We start from the raw sequence: 22,751 nt of genomic DNA on the forward strand, positions 1-22,751 counted from the left end.
CTCACTCTGATCCGCTTTCGGGAGCAGCTTGCAAACGATCCAGCATCGCCATTAACGCGCCCATCTGGGTACCGTTACGGGTATCGTGCTGAGGGCTTAGTTGCCACGTACTTTCAGCAAACCCCCACCAGTCCCAGCAGCCTTGCGGGTTCGCCATACTGCTTTCGGCCTGGGGATAAAGCACAATTTGCTGATGATCCGATGCCCAGGCATTTAACCCTGTGTAACGCACAAACGTATCGCCAATGGCCTCTACATTCATTTGGCAACCGTGCAGCGCTAGCGTCACTGGGCACTCGCCCGCTTCACACCCTTCGGGTATATACACGTAGCCGGTGTCAGCTAAGCCTTTTACCGCAAATTCAGATTGATCGAAGGCGATTAATTGACCGCCCTGCTCGCCATCACTGGGTATCTCACGCTCAGGGTAGAGCCAATTCATCATGTCACCGGCGATATCTTCATCGCAGGCAAGCACATAACTCCCGCCGCCCTGGCCGCAATCGCCCCACTCTTCCGGACCAGGCGATGCATCGTTAGGTAGGCGCACCGGCCAGCCGTGCCCCGCATCTTCACTACGCGCAACGCGCAACTGATCAGGAGAGGCAAGCCACCGTTCCCACTGTTCAGCCAGCAGGTCACCCAGCACGGGCTCTACCACCTCATCCTCTTCCCCATGCCATAAATAGGCTCTGAGCTGGCTAAGGTCTTCTGCGCTACCTACCTGTTCAAGTGCTAAGTAACGATTGTGACGACTCTCTAACTCGTCTAAGGCTGGCTCGCCGCGGCGGGTCATCATGCATTGATTAAGCGCCAAGCTCAGCGAGCCTTGGGCACAGCTCCACGGCCCCGCCGCTAGCACCCCCACGCCGCTAAACCGCTCCGGCCAAGCAACCACTAGCTGCGTCGCCATATAGCCGCCCGATGATACCCCCACCACGCTTGCTCGATCGACAGCAGCTCCCAAGGCGGGCAACTCGTCCGGCTCATCGGCTGTCTCAGCCTGGGCGCTCAGTGGTACACCTATGCCGATGCAAAGTAGCGCGTAAGCGATCGGGCGCGTCGTGAAGTGGGGGGCTGAGAGCATCGCTTATTCGACGCCTAACAGTTCAACGCGGAACGTCAATACTTCATTGGGTCCGATAGGCCCTTGACCATTTTCGCCGTAGGCAATATCAGCAGGGATGTATAGCATCCAGCTATCGCCAACGCTCATCATCTGCAGCGCTTCCTGCCAGCCTTCGATCACTTGGTTGGTTTGGAAGCTGACAGATTCGCCGCGCTCAAAGGAGCTATCAAACACCGTGCCGTCAAGCAGCATGCCTTCGTAGTTCACTTCAACCGTGTCTTCCGGGCCAGGTGTCGCGCCATCGCCCGACTCAAGCACTTCATACTGAAGGCCAGAATCCGTTACGGTCACTTCTTCGCGTTCAGCGTTCTCAGCGAGGAAAGCTTCACCCTCTTCAAGATTGTTCTGAGCCATTTCCTCGGCTTCCGCTTCGCGCGCTTGCATTGACTGCTCTTGGAAGTCCATTAGCGCCTGCGTCATCTCTTCTTCTGTCAACGCCAAGTCATTGCCTTCAAAAACATCGCTCATGCCGTCGTTAAACGCTTCTAAGTCGAGGTCTTCGATGTCCGCCTGCATACTTTCACCCAGGGTGACACCCAGGCTATAAGCCAAGCGCTGTTCATCGGTTTCTGGCGCTGCCGCTGCAAAAGGGGCAACCAAAAGCAAACCCGTCAGAGCCGTTGTAGAGAGCAGTAGTTTCATGAAAGATCCTTTTATCTTTTATATAACGGCGCTGAACGCCAAATCAGTGTTACGCAAAGACTAACACCCACTGCCCCGAGCTGCATCTTCCAGGGAGTGGGTGTTAATAAGACCACAAAATGAGAGAGAGGTTTAGCGCGTTTAGACAACCAGCGTAGGACAGTGCGCCGCGCCGGCAACGCGCTGAGAGACGCTACCCAGCAGCGGGTTCTTCTCGCCGTTGGTGCCCTGGGCACCGATCACGATTAGATCGCACTCCCGCTTACGAGCAAAACGTACAATAATCCGCGAGGGGCGCCCGCCTTTAACAAAGGCGCGCACCCGGGAGCCATCAGCCCCCAATTCAATAGCATGCGATTTCGCGTGCACGGCGATCTCCGTGGCGTACTCCTTCAACGCATCGTCTGGAATATCCAGCTGATTCGGCCTCACCATGGAAAGCGAGGCTTCCAACAGGCTGTGATGTTTAAACACGCACAGCAGGTAAAGCTCGGCACCCGTTAGCATATGCAAGCCCACCGCTTTCTCCAGCGCCCTTAGGGCGCCTTTTGATCCATCCACCGGGACTAAAATGCGATTAAACATTCGCGTACTCCTTGTGGCTGTTTAGCGGAAGGCAACGTCGCGCAGGAACAGCGCAATTTGCGGGAACATGATCAACAGGGCGGCCGCTAAAATCAGCATGAAAATAAACGGCGGAGTGCCTTTGATCACATCCCAATAGGGGCGTTTAAAGATCGCAATGGCGGTAAATATATCGCACCCAAAGGGCGGCGTTGCCGAACCTATCGCCACTTGTAGCGTTATCAAAATACCCACCAGTACGGGATCCAAGCCCGTTGCGGCAATCGCCGGTGCGAAAATCGGTGTTAGCACCAGGATGACCACGATAGGGTCAACGAACATGCACGCCACAAAGAAGGAGATACAGATGGCAATCAGCACGCCCGTCGGCCCGGCGTCATTGACCCCCACTGCTTCCAGGATCATCTGGGGGATCTGGGCAAACGAAATAATCCACGAGAAACCATTGCCGACGGCAACCAGAATGAACACTACCGCGGTGATCAAGCCGGTTGATTTTGCAATGGCATAAATATCGTTCATTTTCAGCGAGCGGAAGACCACAAACTCAAGCAAAACGGCATACAGCACGCAGGCAGCAGCGGCTTCCGTTGGGCTGAAAATACCGCCATAAATACCGCCAACAATAATCACCGGGAAACCGAGTGGCCACAGTGCTTGCTGCACGGCCACAGCACGCTGCTTCCAGCTTGATTTTGGTTCGGTGGGTACGTCTTTTACGATGGCGTAAATAATGCTGTAAGCCGAAAACATCATCAGAATCATCAAGCCTGGGCCAATCCCGGCAATAAACAGCTCGCCGATGGATGTGCCTGAGATAACCCCGTAAATAATCATGCCGATACTGGGCGGAATTAAAAACGCGATGTCGCTGGCATTAATGATCAGCGCCAGCGTAAACGAGTCAGAGTAGCCCGCTTTCAGCATTTTCGGGCGCAGTGGTGAGCCTACAGCCACCACCGTTGCTTGAGTTGAGCCCGAAACGGCGCCAAACAGCGTGCATGAGGCTGCGGTGCTCACCGCCAAACCACCTTTGATATGACCGATAAACGACATCACCATATCAATTAAGCGGTTCGCGGATTGCCCGCGGGTCATGATGTCGGCAGCAAGAATAAACATCGGCACGGCAATCAGTGAAGCGGGTCGTATCCCTGCCATCATTTGCTGGATTAGCGTATCCATCTGACCGAAGCCGTTAAACATCATATAGAAGCCAATTACCGCAGCGGTAATCAGCGGGATCATCATAGGAAAGCCCAGCAACAGCAGGGCAATCATAGTGGAGACCATTATTGTCGTCATAGCTATTCCCCTAGAGTGCAGTGCTGTGCGTCAAACTTCAGTTTCGGTGTCTTTGTAACCATCCACCACACCCGTCGAGAGATAGACATCGTGAGAGGTGAAGTTTTTAACGGCGGTCAGCAGGTATTGAATACCAGTAATCAAAAAACCCATCGGCACCCAAAGGTAGATAATCCAGATCGGCAAGCCCATGGAAGGCAGTACACGACCTTTGCTATACAGATCCAGAATATAAACAATCGAATAGTAGAGCAGGAAAAACATCACGAGCGATGTGAACAGTGCAATGCAGATCATTAGCACTCTGCGCCCACCTACCGGCAGGGCATCGTAGATAGCTGACATGCGAATATGGCGACCGTGGCGGGCAGCGTAACCAATACCCGCAAAGGTGATCATAATAATCAAAATCCGGTTTAACTCACCGGAAAACATAATGCTGTTGCCAAACACAAAGCGGGCAACGACGTTGGTGACCGTATTCAGCGCCATTAGCAAAACGCCCATCGCAAGAATCACGGCTTCCATTTTGCTAATTGCAGTGTCGATCACACCTAATATCCCCGGCAAACCGGAGTGGTAATTCTTTTCCATCTCTTCGTCGGTCATGGCCGGACTCCTTTCTAACGGCTTTAACGGCATCAGTTCAGTGCCGCTGGCACAATTAACACAGCGTTATTCCAGTCCCACTCTGCCTATTTAGCGAGGAATTATCACTAGCGTAACGGCATGACGCCGTGGGTGATTCAACGCTAGATGTACGTAACCAACGGTAATGTTGATAAAACCCAGCTAGATAACCTGCACCTTACCGCAACAACATAAAAAAGGGGCAGCCTTTGCTGCCCCTTCGGGTTAATCGCCCATCTTACCGATGCGGTATGCGGTTGATTACTCGTTGCTAACAGCTTCAAGATCGGCTTTGAACTGTTCAAGCAGCTCTTGGCCCTTGTCGCCAGTCATTTCCAAGAACGCTTCTTCAACCTGTGGCGCGCGATCACGGAACGCTTGGATTTGCTCTTCATCCAGACGTGTAACGGTCACTTCATCAGACGCTTCCTGAATTTTAGCTAGCGACTCTTCAGCCAAACCTTGGATGTGTTCAATGGTGTGGTCATAAGCCGCTTGTGAAGCTTCTTGCACCAGAGTTTGATCTTCTTCAGACAGGCCTGAATAGAAATCCTGGTTGGCCATCATCGCGGTAGTGAACCAGCCGTGGCCAGTAAACGTTAGGTGCGGAGACACCTCATACAAACCACCGGACTCGATCCAGAAAATCGGGTTCTCTTGACCATCAATGATACCGGTCTGCAGACCACCATATACTTCACCCCACGGTAGCGGCGTTGGTGTCGCACCAAAGGCGTCGTAGGTTTCTGACAGAAGCGGGTTGGTCATGGTACGGATTTTCTTATTATCCATATCTTCCGGCGAGCTGATCGGCTCGTCGGTTGTGATGACCATTTCGCCTTCCGGGTACATCTTCAGTAGCTCAAGGCCTTGTTCGGCATAAAGCTCTGGGAACATCTCGTTGATGGCTTCGCTTTCTTCGAAGAACGTCAGTACGGTCTCTTCGTCGGTCGGCAGCAGGTAAGGAATGAAGAAAATTTGTGCTTCAGGAATCAGTGCACCGGTAAAGCCGGGCGACTGGTTCACAAACTGCAGAATACCGTTCTGCGTCTGCTCCATAATATCGTCAGACTCGCCCAGCTCACCAAAGCGGTAGACCTGAACCGTGTGATCGGAGTTCTCTTCGATATGCTCTTTAAAAGCATAGGCAAAGACATCCTGTACGTCGCCTTCATACTCTTCATGAGCGTAACGCCAGTTGTCCGCTTGCGCGACAGCTGTCATGCCCATCAACAGTGCACCCACGCTTGCCGATGTGACTAATTTGGTGGTGACAGAACGATTAAATACGGGTTTGCTTGCCTTCATACGGTGTTCCCCTTGCAGTGGTAAGCGCGCTATAGAAGTGCGCAAGAACCTAGATAATCCACGCGTATCTCAACACGACACTGTTATTCGCTAATCGCTGTTCGCTAACCGACAATGGCGCTGCTTTTATTGTCTGCTAGCAGTCGAATAACGCTAGGTATTTCAAAATCAGCTTAAATTCAGGCTAGCGCGCTCCTTGTTGAGGGTCAAGCTGGTAAGTAAGCGTTTGTAGCGAATGGAAGCAGCCATTTTGCTCATTTGAACCGCCGCTACCGGGATCAGCACTTTGGCTAAAAAGCAGCTGATTTAGCAGCCATTTAGCCACATCTTGCGGCATATCGGCGATGTTAGCTACACGCTGCTCATGGTTTTGCGCTTCGCAAGCCCACGTTTGCCAACGTTGAAGATTCTCACGCTCGGCCATTAGCTCCGCCTGCTTTATCGTCTCGCGCAACGCCTTCACGGAGTCGTTAGAGGTAGCTGTGGCTTTCAAATCGCGGCGCAACCCGCGCAATACCTCCGTCACTTGGCACTGCCAAAGGCGGCGTTGTTCACGCTGGTGAGCGAGTGCTGAGGGAGTAGCTTCCAGGCCGCTGGCATAAAGCCAGCAATGAAACAGCACCTCGCAAACGTCCAGCCCGGCCTCCTCCTGAAGCGACAGGCAAGCCTCTTCAACGCCGGGCTTGGCATAGAGCGCTATGGCAAAATCCCATAACGGTGTCTGCTGTAAGCGCTGCAATCGGGTAGAATCAAGCGCAATCGTCTTTAGCATCGTATGACCCACTTTTTCCGGGAGAAAGCATGATCGCACTGCGCCAAGTCGCCCTGCAACGCGGCACGCAAACGCTACTCGACAATGCGGATGTGACCCTTAACAACGGGGTCAAGGCCGGCATTATCGGGGCAAACGGCGCCGGTAAATCGAGTTTGTTCAAACTACTGCTGGGTGAGCTTGGTCCCGATCAGGGGGATGTCGAGATGAGCGGCGGCCAGCGCATCGCGCATATGGCCCAGGAAGTCGACGCCCTTGATCGTCCTATTATTGAGTATGTACTTGATGGCGATGTAGCGCTACGCCAGGCAGAAGCCGACTTACTGGCTGCCCGCGAAGCGGGTGAAGCCCATCGTGAAGCCGAGCTGCATGGGTTAATCGAAACGCTGGATGGCTACCGCGCCGAGTCACGGGCAGCGCAACTGCTGGTTGGGCTGGGCTTTGTGCAGACCGACCTCAGCCGCCCACTCTCGGCGTTTTCCGGCGGCTGGCGGATGCGGGTCAACCTCGCCCGTACGCTGTTTATGCCTTCCGACCTGCTGCTGCTGGATGAGCCGACCAACCACTTGGATTTGGACGCCCTGCTGTGGCTGGAGCAGTGGCTGACCCGCTACCCCGGCACGCTGCTGCTGATTTCCCACGACCGTGACTTTTTGGATGCGGTATGCGACCACATTGTGCATATGCATCACCAGACACTGGAGCTTTACCGCGGCAATTACTCCCAGTTTGAGCGCACCCGGGCCGAAAAGCTCGCCCTGCAGCAGGCTGAAGCCGCCAAGCAGCAAGCGCGCCGGGAAGAGATAGAGCGTTTTATCGCCCGCTTCAAGGCTCAGGCAACCAAAGCGAAGCAGGCGCAAAGCCGGGTAAAAATGCTCGAGCGTATGGAAGATATTGCCGTTGCTCACGTGGACTCCCCCTTCCACTTCACCCTGCCCGCCGCCGATAAGACCTCGCGTCCGCTACTAGTGCTGGACCAGGCGCAGTTAGGCTATCGCGGTAAAACGGGCGATGGAAGTGACGACAACGTCCAGTTAGACAAGGTCAACGTGACTCTGCTGCCTGGCAGCCGCATTGGCCTGTTGGGCCCCAACGGCGCGGGTAAATCGACGCTGATCAAATCGCTGACCGGTGAGCTTGAGCTACTGAATGGTAAGCGCGTACCCGGCGAACATTTGGCGATTGGTTACTTCGCTCAGCATCAGTTAGAAGGCTTGGACGTTTCTTCGACGCCCTTTGTGCACGTGCAACGCCTTTCTCCCACCGCCAGCGATCAGGATATCCGTAACTTTCTGGGCGGCTTTGGTTTTAAGGGCGATGACGCCTTCGGCACAGTGGCCAACTACTCTGGTGGCGAAAAAGCCCGCCTGGCACTGGCGCTGGTGGCTTGGCAAAAACCCAACCTGCTACTGCTTGATGAGCCCACTAACCACCTGGACTTAGAGATGCGCGAGGCGCTGACCCAGGCGCTGGCCAGTTTCGAGGGCACGGTTATCCTGGTCTCACACGACCGTCACTTGCTACGCGCCACAGTTGATGAATTCTGGAAAGTGGCGGATAACCGCGTCGAGCCCTTCGATGGCGATTTGGAAGACTACCGGGTTTGGCTCAAAGCGCGTTTGGAAGAGAGCCGCCGGGACTCCCGCGGCGAAAAAGCCGAGCGCCAGAACCAACAACCCAGCGGCGATAGCCGCGAAGCGCGTAAAGCATCGCGCAAAGCGGCCGCCGAACTGCGCGAGAAGCTGCGCCCGCTGAAAAAGCAGCGTGACCAGGCAGAAAAAGCCATGGAAAAGGCCCAGCAGGAACTTGATCAGGTAGAACAAGTGCTGGCAGACCCAGAACTCTATACCGACAGCGCTCGTAAAGCCGAACTCACCAAGACGCTGAGCCAGCAGGCTGAAATTAAAGCGCGCCTGGATGAGTCAGAACGGCAGTGGCTCAGCGCTGAAGAGGCATTGGAGACAATGGAAGCCGAGCTGCTCGCCAGCGAAGGCGTGGAAAGTTAGTCTTCAAAACCGAGCTAGCTTTCCAGCAAAAACGTTACCGGGCCATCGTTGATCAGCGCCACCTGCATATCGGCGCCAAATTCCCCGGTGGCCACGTTTGGCCAAGCCGTGCGAGCCCGCGCCACCAGCACGTTAAACAGTTCTTCGCCCTGGGCTGGTGGAGCGGCGCTGGAGAAACTCGGCCGCAGCCCCTTGCGGGTATCTGCCGCCAGAGTGAACTGGGAGACGAGCAGCAAGCCGCCGTTCACCTGCTGCAGGTTGTGATTCATTTTGCCTTCAGCATCGCTGAATACCCGGTAGTGAAGCAGCTTATGCAGCAGTTTTTCCACCGCTGCCTCATCATCGTGTTTCTCTACCCCTACCAGCGCCAGCAGCCCGTGATCGATACTTCCTATAACATCACCTTCCACTTCTACGCTGGCACGCTTTACGCGCTGAATGAGTGCCTTCACACCACGTCTCCTTAACTAACCAACGGTTATTGTAACCATCGTGAGTTAATTTTTCTTACTGGGTTAATTTCTTCCTAATAGTGCATCGCGGAAATCTTCACCCAACGGGCGCTCGCCGAGCCAAATACTAAACATTGCGCTGGCAAACTCGGCACTCTCCTCTTCAAACAACACCTCACCATTGAGGGCTAGGCGCAGCTGCTCGCCGTTCCAGCTAAGCAGGTAACGGTCGCCAGGTACGACATCGCGATAGCGCTGATTCAGGCGCGCAAGCGGTTCTTCAATCTGATTGAATTCATACAGCGTAAGGGTATCTTTGAGCGTTTTCTCAGTGGCTTCAGCAAAGTCGCTGGCTTCAATAGCATGAAAATAGGCAAGCTCCAAGCGTCGTGAAACATTGCTCAAGGGCTGTGGCTGCGTTTCACCTTCCAACTGATAATACGCGCCTGCGTAGGCCGTCCAGATCATATAGCGGAACACGCCACTGCCCATCAATACATAGCGCTGACCGTCTTCTTCTACAACCTGTCTAAACGACTCGCCCTTTTCTGACACGCTACTAGCTATCACCCAAGGGGACAGCAGTAACCCCACCAACAGTAAAGCCGTTGGAACGACGCGCTGAACACGCGGCATGTAGACGTTGATTGGCATGGACATAAAACCTCCTCCGGGCAGCATTACTATACATAGCAATACACCCAATAAAGGTTTCGTACAATATATAGCGTCTTCGCAAAGCGCTTTAATGATTGAGTGCCTACCAGGCGCGGCAGAGCATTAAATCGCAGTGCGGCTCACACAGCAGCATCTCGGTTAGCTGGCTGGTGTGATGGGGCTGCCCGCGACTGCCAATCATCACGAGATCCGGCGAGTGGCGCTTCATATACGCCCGCAATACATCGCAGGGGGCGCCCTGCTCGACCACTAGCTCAACATCGGGCACGCCGTCTAGCTCGCGCATTAGGTTATCGACTTCGCTGGTCAGTTGTTCGCGCAGGCGCTGAACTTCATGATCACGCCAATGGGCATAATTTGCCTGCGACCCTAACTCACGCTCGCCGGGTAGCGTCCAGGCGTGTAGCAGAGTGAGTGTCGCTTCAGGAAAGCGAATCAGCGCCTCTTTTAAGGTGTGTCGCGCAGTGAGCGAAAAGTCGATCGGCACCAAAATATGCTCCCACGGTTGCGTAGGCTGGTAGGAAGCTACTACCACCGGGCAAGGGGCGCTTCGGAGTACTCGCATCACCGTCGTGCCCGCCAGCAGGTCTTTTTGCCCACGCTTGCGGTGCATACCCAGCACTATCAGCTCGGCGTTGCGTTCGTGAGCTTCGCGAACGATCTCGACATGGGGCGAACCGGTCACTGTTTGGATCAGTGTTTTCGGCGCCTCTAGCGCGTAGTCTTCGCGCAGATCGGTCAACGTGGTGGTGATGTCTTCTACTACCGCGCTCTCTACATCCAGCAGGACACGCCGTGGAAGATATGGGTCCAACACATGGAGTACGTCTAACTGAACGCCTTGGGTGTAGGCTAAACGCAGCGCACGTGCAAAGGCGGCACGATTGTCGGCTGAGAGATCAGTGGCAAACAGAAGTGTACGAGGCATAGCAAAAAGCTCCTCGGCTGAGCAGCTCAGCCTTACAAGCCATTAAGCAAACACTCTTCAGCATGGTGTGCAATGCGACTTCTCGCAAGCAACTAGATGCTCTGCTATAGCCCAATAGTGTTTGGGCTTACCACCAGGCATGAAAATGGTGCACTGGACCGCGCCCTTTACCGACATTTAAACGCACGCTCGCCTCTAAGGCTTGGTGAAGCCATTGTTTGGCCTCACTAATAGCCGTTACCGGTGCGTCCGTGCTGATATCCTGTGGTAGTTTCGCTAGGCAAGCGGCAATGGCTGAAGAGAGCGCACAGCCTGTGCCATGCAAATTGTCGGTCGCGATGCGCGAAGCGGGCAGCCATTCGTGGCCGCTGGGAGTCGCCAGCAGATCCGGACAGGTTGCTCCGCGTAGATGTCCGCCTTTCAATACCACATAGGGGGCGCCCAACTGCGTCAGCCCTGGAAGCATCGCTTCCATCTCGTCCAGGCTAGTGGGCGATGGCGAATCCAGCAGTACCGCGGCCTCCGGCAGGTTGGGGGTAATCACATCGGCGAGCGGCACCAAAATATCCCGCACGGCGCGGATACCAGCATCATCAACCAATATATCGCCGCTCTTAGCGACCATCACCGGGTCGAGCACAATCCAACGTGGACGACGCTGACCCAATACGTCGGCAATCACCTCAGCCACCTCGCGGCTGGCCACCATGCCAATTTTGACTGCGTCCAGCGTGACGTCATCGAGTAGATGCTCTAACTGCCCACGAATCGCTTGGGCTGGTACCGGATACACCGACGCCACACCACAGGTGTTCTGGGCGATCACGGCGGTAATCACATTGGTGCCATACACACCCAGCGCCGAAAAGGTTTTCAAATCACCCTGCAGACCGGCACCGCCGGATGGGTCGGAGCCAGCGATGGTAAGCACATTGCGAAGGCGAGAATCGGTAGACATGGGGCTCCTTTAAGGCAAAAACATCACATCCCCCTAGGATACCCAAGCTGTGCGCCTTGTGCTGCTTAAAACATGCCTGGTCTGATACAAAAAAGCCGCCCGAAGGCGGCTTACTGCATCCAATACGACAGACTACTCGGCCGTGTCGCCTTCTGGGTTTCGGGCGTTATAGTACGCCTGCTCAGAGATCGCGTGGTAATCCTCGACCTTATCCTGGAAAGCGCTATAAGAGTCATAGATTCGCGTTGCCAATTCGCTTGACGCCGCCAGCTCACCCACAACCTCAGCCGAATACTCGCGGGCTTGGGCAAGTACGTCGTCAGGGATTCGGCGCAGCTCAACATCGTGCTCGTTCACCAAGGTTTCCAGCGCATCGTTATTACGCGCCGTGTATTCGTCCAATACGCTTTGGTTAACGTCACTAATAGCCGTCCGCAGAATCGCCTGTAGATCCGCTGGCAGCTCGGCCCAAGCCTCTTCGTTAACAATCGCTTCGAACATGACCGTCGGCTCGTGCCAGCCTGGGTAGTAGTAATAATCGGCAGCTTGATGCAGGCCAAATGCTAGGTCGTTGTAAGGACCAATCCACTCCGTCGCGTCAATCGCCCCCGACTGTAGCGAGGTAAAGATTTCTCCGCCAGGCATGTTAACAATGGCAACGCCCATGCGGCTCATCACTTCGCCACCCAGGCCTGGCATGCGCATTTTCAAGCCTTCAAGATCCGCAACCGAATTGATCTCTTTGTTATACCAGCCGGCCATCTGTACGCCGGAGGCGCCCGCGACCAGCACGTCTACGCCGAAATCATCGTAAAGCTCGTTCCAAAGCTCCATACCGCCGCCGAAGCTTAACCACGCGTTCATCTCCTGAGCGTTCATGCCAAAAGGCACAGCGGCAAAGAACTGGGCAGCGGGGGCTTTGCCTTTCCAGTAGTAGGAAGCGGAGTGGCCAAGTTCAGCGGTACCGTCGGAAACGGCGTCAAACACCTCGAATCCCGGCACCAGCTGTCCGGCACCGAAGACTTCGATGGTCAGGCGACCATCCGACATTTCATCCACTAACTGGGAAAGACGTTCAGGCCCTTGGCCAACACCGGGGAAGTTTTTCGGCCAGGACGTCACCATTTTCCAGCGGAACTCGTCCTCTTGAGCCTGGGCGTGATTCTCAAAGCTTGATACCACCAGCAAGCTAGCTGAAAGAACGGTCGTCATGGCGATGGCGACAGGGAGTGCTTTGGCTTTCATACGATAACCCTCTTACTTTCTATTATTACTATTATGGGTAGGGAAAACGCCGTCTAGCGCAGTGCGCTAGACGGTTTGTTACAAGCCATAGATAAGCAGCTTAATTGCTTTTAGTTAGGTTGCCACTTCTTTGCGTTGATAACAGCGATGTTATTCAACAGATCACTCCTGCGTTAAAACTGCTCTGGCAGCCACGTTGCCAACTGGGGGAAAAAGGTCAGCAATAGCAGCATGCTTAGCTGCATGAGGATGAACGGAATGACACCGCGATAGATGGCCGACGTGGACACTGAAGGCGGCGCGACACCGCGCAGATAAAACAGCGCAAAACCAAATGGTGGCGTTAAGAAAGACGTTTGTAGGTTAATGGCGATCATAATACCCAGCCAAATAGGGTCTAAACCCATGGCGAGTAGAATCGGGCCGACAATCGGCACCACTACGAAGGTAATCTCGATAAAATCGAGAATAAAGCCAAGCAGGAAGATAACCAGCATAACGATGATCGTCGCGCCTACTACGCCGCCGGGCATACTTTCAAATAGATCGGTCACCATGTGTTCGCCACCGTAAGCACGAAACACCAGCGAAAACAGCGCCGCACCAATCAGGATCATAAACACCATGGTGGTGACGTGAGTCGTCGAGCGCAGCACATCTTTCAACGTCGCCCAATCGAGCTGACGATAAGCCAGCGCCAACACCAATGCACCGAAGGCACCGACCGCGGAAGCTTCGGTCGGCGTTGCAAAGCCGCTTAGAATCGAACCCAGTACCGCCACAATCAGCACAACGGGCGGCACCAGACCTTTGAGCAACAGCATGCCAATTCCGGAGGTGTGGCCCAGTTCAGCCATTAACTCTTCGCGGTCAGCAGCAGGTGCCATATGCGGGCGCAACCACGCCACCACGCCCACGTAAACCATATACATCACGACCAACAGCAGCCCCGGCACCAGAGCGCCCATAAACAGATCGCCCACGGAGACCGTTTTAGGGCTAAAAATTCCCATATCCAGCTGCGCTTGTTGATACGCCGATGACAGCACGTCACCCAGCAATACCAACGCGATGGAAGGCGGAATAATCTGACCTAACGTACCGGTGGCACAGATAGTGCCGGTCGCCAGCGACGTGCTGTAGCCACGCTTTAGCATGGTGGGCAGTGACATCAACCCCATGGTGACCACTGTGGCCCCAACAATACCGGTTGAGGCCGCCATCAACATACCGACTAACGTCACCGAAATGCCCAAACCACCGCGCATTGAACCAAATAGCAGCGCCATGGCATCCAATAGCGTTTCCGCCACTTTGGATTTTTCCAGCAAGACGCCCATTAATACAAACAGCGGCACCGCCAACAGCGTCTGGTTGGTCATAATGCCGTAAAGCCGGTTAGGCAAGGCAGCGAGATAGCCACTATCAAAGTTGGCGTCGATACCCATGGCTTCCAGGCCTAGCCCCATACCGGCAAACAGCAGCGCCGTTCCCGCCAGCGAAAGCGCCACAGGAAAACCGAACATCAAAACACCACAGATGGCGGCAAACAGAATAAGCGGCATAAATTCCAGCATCAAACACGCTCCTCAAGATGGTTTCCACCCGTGGCAGAAGGCACTATTCGCCCTGCCATCACGTAGCCATTGCGCACAATCTCAATCACGCCTTGCACAATCATCAGCACGGCAAACAGCGGTATTAAGGTTTTCAGTGCATAAACAGCCGGAATACCACCGTAATCGGAGGAGGTTTCCAAGATACGCCAGGAGTTGTAAACATAGCCCAAGCTGGAAGCAATGATGAAGACCATGACGGGAATCAACAGGGTAATAATACCCACCACATTGATTAAAGCCTGGCGGCGCGGTGTCATCCCCCGATAGAAGATGTCGACCCGCACGTGACCGTCGTGGCGGAAGGTATAGGCAGCCGCAAGCATAAAGACACTCGCGTGCATATACATGACGAGCTCTTGCATGAAAATGCTGTTCACACTGAAAGCATAACGAAGCAGTACAATCGCGAACTGAATCAACATCATAATGATGATCAGCCACGCAAGGGTACGCCCGAACCACTCAGAAGCGCGGTCCAGCGCACCAATAAACGCAGGTAGTTGTGTTGTGTCCGACATGGAAGTGTCTCGCGTAAAACGACTAAGGGGGGTCAGCGCCCCAGACAATAGCGCATATACGCGGACAATGCAGCGCCCTTACCCGGCAAGAAAGGTTAATTCTTAAACGCTCGAACGAATAGCCGCTAAACAAGCCTCTGGCAGGGGGAGATCGACCGCGATTGGCAGGTGATCAGAGAAAAGGTGATCCAGCACGCGCACTTCCGCCGCCTCTAGCGATTGCGACAACAGGATATGGTCCAGCGCGCGGCGTGGCTGCCAAGAGGGATAGCTGAAGAGGGGTTTAACAGGGTGCAGCGGAAGCGACGTGCTGAAACGCTCGTGAGCATGCAGTTGATCCGGCGTGCAGTTGAGGTCGCCCATTACCACGACATGGCGCAGTGGCTGAATAATCTCGCTTAAATAGTTGAGCTGGCGCACACGGCCACGATGGCTTAGCGCCAAGTGGGCAACAAACACGTGCAGTGCATCCGGGCCGTCACCAAAGCGGGCGTGAATCGCACCGCGGCCAGGCATTGCGCCCGGCAAACGGTGCTCTTCTATTTGGCTAGGGACTAGGCGCGACAGCAAACCATTGCTGTGCTGAGCCAAACGGCCCAGGTTGCGGTTTAGCTGCTGAACATGGTGGGGAAACCCCGCTTTAGTAGCGAGATACTCCACCTGGTTGACGCGGCTTGAGCGAAAACTGCCGCCATCCACTTCTTGCAGCCCTACTACATCGAACCGGCTCAGCACTTCACCCATGATATCGAGCCGATGCTGGCGGCGCGGATGCGGCAATAGGTGCTGCCAACTCCGCGTGAGATAGTGATGGTACGCTGACGTCTGAATACCTACCTGCAGATTAAACGTCAGCAGCCGCAGATGGCCATCTTCCAACAGCAGCGGACGCTTTCCGCTGGCGGCTGCCTCATCATGCTCTCTCGCTTCACGCAACACGGTTATTCTGCGCGCTCTGCACGCACCTGTTCGACCAGCGCTTCAGCAATTTTCGGCATGTTTTCCAGGCTGCCGGCAGAGCTAGGGGTAACAACATAGCGTCCATCGATAACTAGCGCTGGCACGCCCATTAGCTTCATTTCACGCATGCGGTTGTTGGCTTCGTTTACTTCGCTACGTACATTAAAAGCCGTCAACGCTTGCTTGGCTTCTTCTTCACTAACACCGTAATTGGCGAAGAATGCAGCGATCTCATCAGGCTCGGTCAGAGATTGCTTTTCCTGGTGAATAGCATTAAAGAAATCAGCGTGTAACTCGTCTTCGATACCCAGCGATTCAGCGGCATAAAATGCAGTTGCATGGGTATTCCAATCACCACCCATAGTGGCAGGCATATGCTCAATGCTTACGTCGTCTTCCAACGTTTCATACCACTCATTGACCGGTGTTTGCAGCCGGTAACAGTGTGGGCAGCCAAACCAAAATACTTCAGTGACGCCAATTTGACCGTCTTCGACGTGTGTCTCTACCGGCGATTCAAGTAGCTCATAGTGCTGGCCTTCAACCACGTCCTGGGCACTCACGAGCGCAGAAAATCCTAGACCGGCCATCGCGACCATTAGCGTTTTAAACATTGTATCAATTCTCCATGGGTAAGCGAGGACTAAGACCGTGTATGAATGAGCGGGTTCCCTCAGACAGCGAACATCGCCAAATGAGACCCCGCATTCAGCTCAAGGAGCGCTTAGGCACTCTCAACCCAGTGCGTTCGCAAGCTCAGTTCTTGCAAACCTAGTTCTTAAAAGCCTAGTTCCTGAAAGACTAGTTCTTACAAACCTAATTCTTACAAACCTAGTTCAGGCCTAACAAATAGTTAGCCACTGCTTCCATATCGCTATCGCTCATTTTTGAAGCGATATCGCCCATCACGTTGTTAGGACTGTTGGCCCGGTCACCTGACGCAAATGCCTGCAGCGTAGACACCGTATATTCAGCGTGCTGACCAGAAAGACCAGGATAGACGGCGCTGCCGATACCGACACCAGTTGGCGTGTGGCAGGCGGAGCAGGCGGGAATACCTTTCGACATATCGCCCGCACGGTAAATCTCTTCACCACGCGCCAGTAATTCAGCGTCTTCGTCATTGGTCTGCCCTAAATTGGCGTCTTGGCGCGCAAAGTGTGCCGCGGCATCCCAGGCGTCTTGGTCAGAGAAATCATCTACCTGACCGGCCATTTGAGGAACCACGCGGTTTCCATCGCGAATATCCATAATCTGCTTGGCCAGATAGGACATTTGCTGCCCTGCCAGATTAGGGAAAGCACCCGATGGGCTAATACCCTGCTGGCCATGGCAGGCGGCACAGGGTTGCGACAATTCTTGTCCCGCAGATGCATCAGCATCGGCTTGAAGATCCGTTTGAGCGTGGGCGGTGCCAACGGCGCCCATGGTAATTGCCAGGCTTGCCAGTAACTTTCTCATTGCTATTCCACTATGCCGTTTTATGTTTGACTGGTACGCACCCTGGGCGCTTCCCAGGCTCCACAAATTACCAGGGTTAGCTCCGCCGATACGAACAACGTATCGCGTTGGTCGCTGTCAGCTTAAGGGCGATGGTACACTAGCGCCCCAGGTCGCAGATATAAACCGCTTGCATTATAACGAATCACCCCAGCGGCGGGAATGCAAGTCCTGGTCTGCTTTAGGGGTAATTCGTCGCGGTACTGCTCTCAATTCTCTATTATACGTCGCTATCATGCGGTTCACTTTACGCGATGATGAAGTATTAATGGTGTGTTAGTGCGCTGAGCAGGCCGCTTTTATGTTCGTTTTTCAGGATTAAGTCCATGTCTACCCCCCATGATAGCCCAGTCCCTCGGCTGAACTACCCGACGGCAAGTTTTATTATCAGCGCCCCTACCCTGGCCCTGTGCCCGGACGATACCGGCGCTGAAGTCGCTTTTGCCGGGCGCTCTAACGCGGGAAAATCCAGCGCTATCAATGCCTTGACGCAACAAAATGGGTTGGCACGCACCTCGCGCACACCGGGCCGCACCCAGTTGATCAACTTTTTTAGCGTTATGAATGACGATACACGACGCTTGGTTGACTTACCCGGCTACGGCTACGCCAAGGTACCGGAATCGGTCAAATTAGAGTGGCAGAGGCACTTAGCAGAGTATCTTCGCAACCGCTTTAGTCTGCGCGGTTTAGTACTGCTAATGGACGTTCGCCACCCGCTCACCGAGTTCGACCAAATGATGCTCGATTATGCCGACCAGCGCGGGATGCCGGTGCATATTCTGCTGACCAAAGCTGACAAGCTTAAAAAAGGGCCCGCCAGCGCTTCTTTGCAAAAAGTGCGCTCGCGCTTGAAGGAGTGGGAAGACCTGGTCTCTGTCCAGTTGTTCTCTTCGCTCAAGCGCGATGGCGTCGATACGCTGTCCCAGAAGCTCAATCAGTGGCTTTATACGCCCCCTGAATGATGCCTCTCTAAGCCCTGGCTTTCTAGCATTTCAAGCACGCTGGGCAGCTCTTTAATATGGGCGATACGATGTACACGTGGGGGTAGCGCTTGATCCCCTGTTTGAGAAATCCATACAGCGTGCATGCCTAACTGCTGCGCGGGCAACACATCCTCCTGCCACGAATCTCCCACGTGCATCGCGCATTCGGGGGTCACGTTTAAACGCGAAAGCGCGGTAAGAAACGGCGTGGGGTCAGGCTTAGGCGCTAACAATTCCCCTGCGGCAATGGCGACCGGAAAGTAGGCGGCCAGCGGCTGTCGCGCCAAGTGAATATTGCCGTTGGTGATAGCGGCCAACTGATAGCGCTCAGTCAGAGCAGCCAGCAGACCTGCCGCTTCAGGGTGTGGCGTTACCTGGACGCGCAAGCGATGAAACTCATTCATCGCCGCTGCCGCCCAAAGCAGCGCTGCACTGCGGGGCAACCCCGCGGCTTCTAACTGGGCTTCAAGGGCACGCAAGCGCAGCCAAGTAAAATCACCACGCCGCTCAGGCACCTGTTTGGCTAACTGTTGGCGACGCTGAAGGTAATCCAGCCCACCCGCTTCTTGGGTTAGCGCCAAGTCAGGCTCCTGGCGTGCCGCGCGCCATGCTTCAAGCGCTTCCAGCAGCCAGCGGTAGTGCCCCTCTTCGGTGCGCGCCATCACGCCATGGTTATCCCACAACGTATCGTCAAGATCGAAGGTAATCGCCTTCAGCATCGTCATGGCTTGCTCTCAGAAGGTCTATTTTTAAAATCGCTTTTAGGATCGCTTTTGGGACTGGGTCCACGTCTGGCACGGGGGTGCGCGGCATCGTAGCTAGTCGCCAGATGCTGCCAATCTAGCCGGGTATAAATTTGCGTGGTCGAGAGATTGGCGTGGCCCAGCAGCTCCTGCACCGCGCGTAGATCCTGGCTCGACTCCAACAGGTGGCTGGCAAAGGAGTGGCGCAAACGGTGGGGGTGCAGATGTTCGGGCAAGCCTCGGGCGAGCGACAGCTGCGCTAAGCGCTTCTGAATGGCCCGGTGGCCCAAGCGGGTACCGCGCTGCCCTACAAACAGCGCCGCCTCCTCAACGGGGGCAAGCGCTGAACGGCAACCCAGCCACTCGGCCAGCGCCTGCTGAGCGCGGCGTCCAACCGGCACCTGACGCGGCTTGCCGCCTTTACCAATGACTCTTACCCGACTGTTTTGCAGGTCACCAAGATCCAGCGCTGCCAGCTCGGCCAAACGCAGGCCGCTGGAGTAAAACAGCTCAAGAATGGCTTGATCGCGAACCCCTAAGGGCGAGCCGTCGTGAGGCGTATCAAGAAAACGTGCTAAAGCGTCGACATCCACCGGGCGTGGAAGGTGGCTGGGTTGTTTAGGCGTACGCAATAAACCCACTGGGTTATCGACCAGCACGCCCTGCTTAACCAGATAGTCAGCAAACTGGGAAAGCGCTGCCCGGCGCCGGGCAAGGCTTCTAGGCGCCAAGCCTCGGCTGCGTTCCGAGCCCAAAAACGCCCGCAGCAAGGCGGTATCTAACGCTGCAGGGTCTGTCACATCGCGGCGCTGGGTAAATTTACACAGCGCGGCCAGATCATGCCGATAGGCCTCCACGGTGGCAGGGCTTGCATGACTCGCCAGTGCGGCCAGAAACGCCTCGACATGCTGGTCTATCGGTGGCTTATCCAGAAGAGATTTAGCCATGATCGCCCAGACGTACCAGCAGCCGGGCGACGATATCCCCAAGATACTCGGTGAATAACGTGTCCATGCTGGCCCGGTAGGCGTCGGGGCTGGGGCTGGCTAGCACTAGATAACCCAACGGATCACCCGCCGAGAGTCGCGAAATAGCGCAGGAGCCCGCTTTACGCGGCGCTTTGACATGGGGCAGCAGGCACTTCCAGTCGCTGACACTAAGTTTCACGCAGCGGCTGGTACGGCCATCCAACAGCGCGGCTAGGCGTGCGCTGGCGTGTTGATCCAGCACATGGCGCGGTGGCTGGGGCGGCGTTGGCTCACTATCGCTTAGCGTAGCCGGGCACCACAGCGCCATGGCGGGGGTTTCAAAGCGCTCGCTCAGTTGGGTTGCCAACGCTTGCGCCAGCGCATCACGATCTTGCGCCTCGACCAGCGCAATCAACGTTTCGCGTAGCCGACGGTATTGAGACTCGTTATGGCGAGCGGTTTCCAGCAGATGCTCTAATCGACCTTCAGCGGTTTCAGCACGCTTACGCAGGTCAAAGACCAAGCGCTCCAACAGCGATACCGCCCCGTCGATGTTGGGGTGCGGCACCTGCAGCTGTTGCAGCAGTCCTTCGCGACCGACGAAAAAATCGGGATGACGCGCCAGCCAGAACGCCACTTGATCAGGATCGAGCGTTTTGCGGGGTTCGGGGGCTTGTGACATCGCCGTTCTCCTCGAATTAATTAAGTGCTACGCGGCCATCAAAGACACGCGTAGCCGGTCCCACCATCGTCAGCGCCCCTTCTGGGTCAGGCCACTCAATGCTGAGTTCTCCACCGGGCAAATGAACTTTCACGGGGCTTTTTAACAGCCCCTGGCGAATACCGCTGGCTACCGCCGCACAGGCACCCGTGCCGCAAGCAAGCGTTTCGCCGCTGCCGCGTTCATACACGCGCAAGCGTATTTCGCTGGGTGAGAGTACCTGCATAAAGCCCACGTTAACACGCTTGGGAAAGCGGGGATGCGCCTCTACCAACGGCCCCAACCGTTCCACCGGCGCTGAGTCCACACTGTCGACCTGAATCACCGCGTGAGGATTACCCATGGAGACCACACCGATCTGCAGCGTTTCATCGCCCACTTCAAGCTGATGCAGCGGTTGATCGCCAGGCGCTTCAAACGGCAGTGCTAAGGGACTAAACCGCGGGCGCCCCATATCCACCCGCACCATACCATCGTGCTGCACGGTCAATACCAACGGGCCGCCAGCGGTCTCCACATGGATTTCATGTTTATGGGTCAAACGTTGATCACGCACGAAGCGGGCAAAACAGCGTGCGCCGTTACCGCAGTTTTCCACTTCGCTGCCGTCGGCGTTATAAATGCGGTAGCGAAAATCCATCTCGGGATCCCGAGGAGGCTCGACAACCAACAGTTGGTCAAAGCCAATGCCGAAACGCCGGTCTGCCAGCGCGCGGATCTGGGCCTCGTCCAACCGGGCGCGCTGAGTGACCAGATCCACCATGACAAAGTCATTGCCCAGGCCATGCATTTTGGTGAAGTGTAACAGCATCAGTGCCCCCCTTCGGGCAGCAGCGCTTCACCCGCCCAGAGACTGGCAACGGTTTCGCGCGCGCGCACCACGTGGCAGCTATCACCATCGACCATTAACTCGGCGGCACGCGGGCGGCTGTTGTAGTTCGACGCCATGACAAAGCCGTAAGCCCCCGCTGAACGCACTGCCAGCAGATCGCCTTCGGCAATTGCCAGCTCACGCTCTTTGCCCAGAAAATCACCGGTTTCACACACCGGGCCGACCACATCGTAGAGGGCGCTTTCACGCACTTCGCGTGTATCGACGGGCACAATCGCCTGCCAGGCTTGGTACAGCGCCGGGCGAATCAGGTCATTCATGGCCGCATCGACAATCGCAAAATTCTTGGTCTCTCCCGGTTTGAGAAACTCCACCCGAGTGAGCATAACGCCAGCATTGGCGGCAATCGAACGGCCTGGCTCAAACAGTAGCGTAAGCGCCTCGCCGCCTTCCCAGCGGGAAAGACGCGCCAGCAGTTGGCTGGCGTAGTCAAACGGCTGAGGCGGCTTCTCATCCCGGTAAGGCACGCCCAAACCGCCGCCTAAATCTAGATGTTCAATTTCGATGCCCCGTTCACGCAGGCGCTCCATCAGCATTAGCAAGCGATCAAGCGCGTCCAGGAAGGGCGCTGTTTCGGTGAGCTGTGAACCAATGTGGCAGTCCAAGCCTTTAACCTGCAGATTGGGCAGGCTAGCCGCTAGTTCATAGACATCCAGCGCTTCATCCACCGGAATACCGAACTTGTTATCCTTTAAACCGGTGGAGATATACGGGTGGGTTCCTGCGTCCACATCCGGGTTAACCCGCAGCGATACCGGCGCGATTTTGCCTAGCTTACCGGCGACGCGATTCAAGCGCTCGAGCTCTGGGCGCGACTCAACGTTAAAGCACTTAATGCCCACTTCTAGCGCACGAGCCATTTCGTGAGCCTGCTTGGCAACGCCTGAAAACACCACTTTAGCCGGGTCGCCGCCTGCTTTAAGCACCCGCTCAAGCTCACCGATCGAGACAATATCAAATCCCGCGCCCAGCTTGGCCAGAAGGCCTAGCACCGCCAGATTGGAGTTGGCCTTCACCGCGTAACAAATCAGATGCGGGTGGCCGCCCAGCGCTTCGGTATAGGCACGAAAGTGACGCTCAAAAGTGGCTTTTGAGTAAACGTAGCAAGGTGTGCCGTGCTCGTCGGCAATCCGCGACAGCGGCACATCCTCGGCGTAAAGCACGCCATCGCGGTAATTAAAATGATCCATATGGCTCTCCCCTTCT

At 55.4% G+C, this 22,751-nt stretch carries 24 protein-coding genes; 2 read left to right on the forward strand and 22 right to left on the reverse strand.

From position 1 onward, the window contains the following. Nucleotide 1 precedes the first annotated feature (1 nt). The 7 genes from MLE19_RS11730 to MLE19_RS11760 all read right to left on the reverse strand — a co-directional run bounded on the left by MLE19_RS11730 (nt 2) and on the right by MLE19_RS11760 (nt 6,371). Nucleotides 2-1,087 (reverse strand): PHB depolymerase family esterase, encoded by a 1,086-nt coding sequence (locus MLE19_RS11730; RefSeq protein ID WP_240718366.1) that lies wholly within the window; start codon nt 1,085-1,087, stop codon nt 2-4. A 3-nt stretch (nt 1,088-1,090) separates the two neighbouring features. Continuing rightward, complete coding sequence (locus MLE19_RS11735) at nt 1,091-1,771, reverse strand: FKBP-type peptidyl-prolyl cis-trans isomerase (protein WP_240718367.1); 681 nt, start codon at nt 1,769-1,771, stop codon at nt 1,091-1,093. Between the two features lie 141 nt (nt 1,772-1,912). Further along, nucleotides 1,913-2,356 (reverse strand): universal stress protein, encoded by a 444-nt coding sequence (locus tag MLE19_RS11740; RefSeq protein ID WP_240718368.1) that lies wholly within the window; start codon nt 2,354-2,356, stop codon nt 1,913-1,915. A 21-nt stretch (nt 2,357-2,377) separates the two neighbouring features. Further along, a complete protein-coding gene (locus MLE19_RS11745) occupies nt 2,378-3,661 on the reverse strand; it encodes a TRAP transporter large permease (RefSeq protein ID WP_240718369.1) in 1,284 nt (427 codons plus the stop codon). Nucleotides 3,662-3,691: 30 nt separating this feature from the next. After that, the gene (locus MLE19_RS11750) at nt 3,692-4,270 is read right to left on the reverse strand and encodes a TRAP transporter small permease (RefSeq protein WP_240718370.1); all 579 of its coding nucleotides are present in this window, start codon (nt 4,268-4,270) and stop codon (nt 3,692-3,694) included. A gap of 282 nt (nt 4,271-4,552) precedes the next feature. Continuing rightward, nucleotides 4,553-5,599: a TRAP transporter substrate-binding protein DctP gene (gene dctP / locus MLE19_RS11755; RefSeq protein ID WP_240718371.1), complete on the reverse strand. Its 1,047-nt coding sequence runs from the start codon at nt 5,597-5,599 to the stop codon at nt 4,553-4,555. Nucleotides 5,600-5,783: 184 nt separating this feature from the next. Then, entirely contained in the window at nt 5,784-6,371 is a 588-nt protein-coding gene (locus tag MLE19_RS11760; RefSeq protein WP_240718372.1) for a TIGR02444 family protein, read from the reverse strand. A gap of 29 nt (nt 6,372-6,400) precedes the next feature. On the opposite strand from MLE19_RS11760, the gene MLE19_RS11765 reads away from it, so the two are divergent. Next, nucleotides 6,401-8,377, forward strand: coding sequence for an ATP-binding cassette domain-containing protein (locus MLE19_RS11765; RefSeq protein ID WP_240718373.1), 1,977 nt, complete (start codon nt 6,401-6,403; stop codon nt 8,375-8,377). Nucleotides 8,378-8,391: 14 nt separating this feature from the next. Here the strand turns inward: MLE19_RS11765 and dtd are convergent, their stop codons facing one another. The 10 genes from dtd to MLE19_RS11815 form a co-directional block, all read right to left on the reverse strand. Next, entirely contained in the window at nt 8,392-8,829 is a 438-nt protein-coding gene (gene dtd / locus MLE19_RS11770) for a D-aminoacyl-tRNA deacylase (RefSeq protein ID WP_240718374.1), read from the reverse strand. Between the two features lie 63 nt (nt 8,830-8,892). Then, nucleotides 8,893-9,489: a chalcone isomerase family protein gene (locus MLE19_RS11775; RefSeq protein ID WP_240718375.1), complete on the reverse strand. Its 597-nt coding sequence runs from the start codon at nt 9,487-9,489 to the stop codon at nt 8,893-8,895. A 100-nt stretch (nt 9,490-9,589) separates the two neighbouring features. Next, a complete protein-coding gene (locus MLE19_RS11780; protein ID WP_240718376.1) occupies nt 9,590-10,435 on the reverse strand; it encodes a universal stress protein in 846 nt (281 codons plus the stop codon). Nucleotides 10,436-10,562: 127 nt separating this feature from the next. Continuing rightward, nucleotides 10,563-11,393: a bifunctional hydroxymethylpyrimidine kinase/phosphomethylpyrimidine kinase gene (thiD, locus tag MLE19_RS11785; RefSeq protein ID WP_240718377.1), complete on the reverse strand. Its 831-nt coding sequence runs from the start codon at nt 11,391-11,393 to the stop codon at nt 10,563-10,565. A 132-nt stretch (nt 11,394-11,525) separates the two neighbouring features. Then, nucleotides 11,526-12,638, reverse strand: coding sequence for a TRAP transporter substrate-binding protein (locus MLE19_RS11790; RefSeq protein ID WP_240718378.1), 1,113 nt, complete (start codon nt 12,636-12,638; stop codon nt 11,526-11,528). Between the two features lie 173 nt (nt 12,639-12,811). After that, nucleotides 12,812-14,215, reverse strand: a complete 1,404-nt coding sequence (locus MLE19_RS11795; RefSeq protein WP_240718379.1) for a TRAP transporter large permease — start codon at nt 14,213-14,215, stop codon at nt 12,812-12,814. Further along, nucleotides 14,215-14,775 (reverse strand): TRAP transporter small permease subunit, encoded by a 561-nt coding sequence (locus MLE19_RS11800; protein WP_240718380.1) that lies wholly within the window; start codon nt 14,773-14,775, stop codon nt 14,215-14,217. The genes MLE19_RS11795 and MLE19_RS11800 overlap by 1 nt, the downstream gene beginning before the upstream one ends. A 102-nt stretch (nt 14,776-14,877) precedes the next feature. Continuing rightward, nucleotides 14,878-15,714 carry an endonuclease/exonuclease/phosphatase family protein gene (locus tag MLE19_RS11805; protein WP_240718381.1) on the reverse strand — a complete coding sequence of 279 codons (837 nt, stop codon included), beginning with the start codon at nt 15,712-15,714 and terminating at the stop codon, nt 14,878-14,880. A gap of 2 nt (nt 15,715-15,716) precedes the next feature. After that, entirely contained in the window at nt 15,717-16,349 is a 633-nt protein-coding gene (locus tag MLE19_RS11810; protein WP_240718382.1) for a thiol:disulfide interchange protein DsbA/DsbL, read from the reverse strand. 217 nt (nt 16,350-16,566) lie between these two features. Further along, a complete protein-coding gene (locus MLE19_RS11815) occupies nt 16,567-17,196 on the reverse strand; it encodes a c-type cytochrome (protein ID WP_240718383.1) in 630 nt (209 codons plus the stop codon). A 365-nt stretch (nt 17,197-17,561) separates the two neighbouring features. Between MLE19_RS11815 and yihA the strand changes: the two genes are divergently transcribed. Next, complete coding sequence (yihA, locus tag MLE19_RS11820) at nt 17,562-18,200, forward strand: ribosome biogenesis GTP-binding protein YihA/YsxC (RefSeq protein ID WP_240718384.1); 639 nt, start codon at nt 17,562-17,564, stop codon at nt 18,198-18,200. On the opposite strand, the gene MLE19_RS11825 is transcribed toward yihA, so the two are convergent. From MLE19_RS11825 to lysA, 5 genes are read right to left on the reverse strand one after another with little or no spacing between them, the layout of a single operon-like run. After that, nucleotides 18,182-18,946 (reverse strand): HAD family hydrolase, encoded by a 765-nt coding sequence (locus MLE19_RS11825; protein WP_240718385.1) that lies wholly within the window; start codon nt 18,944-18,946, stop codon nt 18,182-18,184. The genes yihA and MLE19_RS11825 overlap by 19 nt on opposite strands. Further along, nucleotides 18,943-19,911 (reverse strand): tyrosine recombinase XerC, encoded by a 969-nt coding sequence (locus tag MLE19_RS11830; protein ID WP_240718386.1) that lies wholly within the window; start codon nt 19,909-19,911, stop codon nt 18,943-18,945. Before MLE19_RS11830 ends, MLE19_RS11825 begins: the two co-directional genes overlap by 4 nt. Next, nucleotides 19,904-20,614: a DUF484 family protein gene (locus MLE19_RS11835; protein ID WP_240718387.1), complete on the reverse strand. Its 711-nt coding sequence runs from the start codon at nt 20,612-20,614 to the stop codon at nt 19,904-19,906. The genes MLE19_RS11830 and MLE19_RS11835 overlap by 8 nt, the downstream gene beginning before the upstream one ends. Before the next feature lie 16 nt (nt 20,615-20,630). Continuing rightward, nucleotides 20,631-21,464: a diaminopimelate epimerase gene (dapF, locus tag MLE19_RS11840; RefSeq protein WP_240718388.1), complete on the reverse strand. Its 834-nt coding sequence runs from the start codon at nt 21,462-21,464 to the stop codon at nt 20,631-20,633. Beyond that, complete coding sequence (lysA, locus tag MLE19_RS11845; RefSeq protein ID WP_240718389.1) at nt 21,464-22,735, reverse strand: diaminopimelate decarboxylase; 1,272 nt, start codon at nt 22,733-22,735, stop codon at nt 21,464-21,466. The genes dapF and lysA overlap by 1 nt, the downstream gene beginning before the upstream one ends. Nucleotides 22,736-22,751 lie beyond the last annotated feature (16 nt).

Source organism: Vreelandella neptunia (assembly GCF_022489065.1).
In the GTDB taxonomy this organism is placed as follows: Bacteria; Pseudomonadota; Gammaproteobacteria; order Pseudomonadales; family Halomonadaceae; genus Vreelandella; species Vreelandella neptunia_A.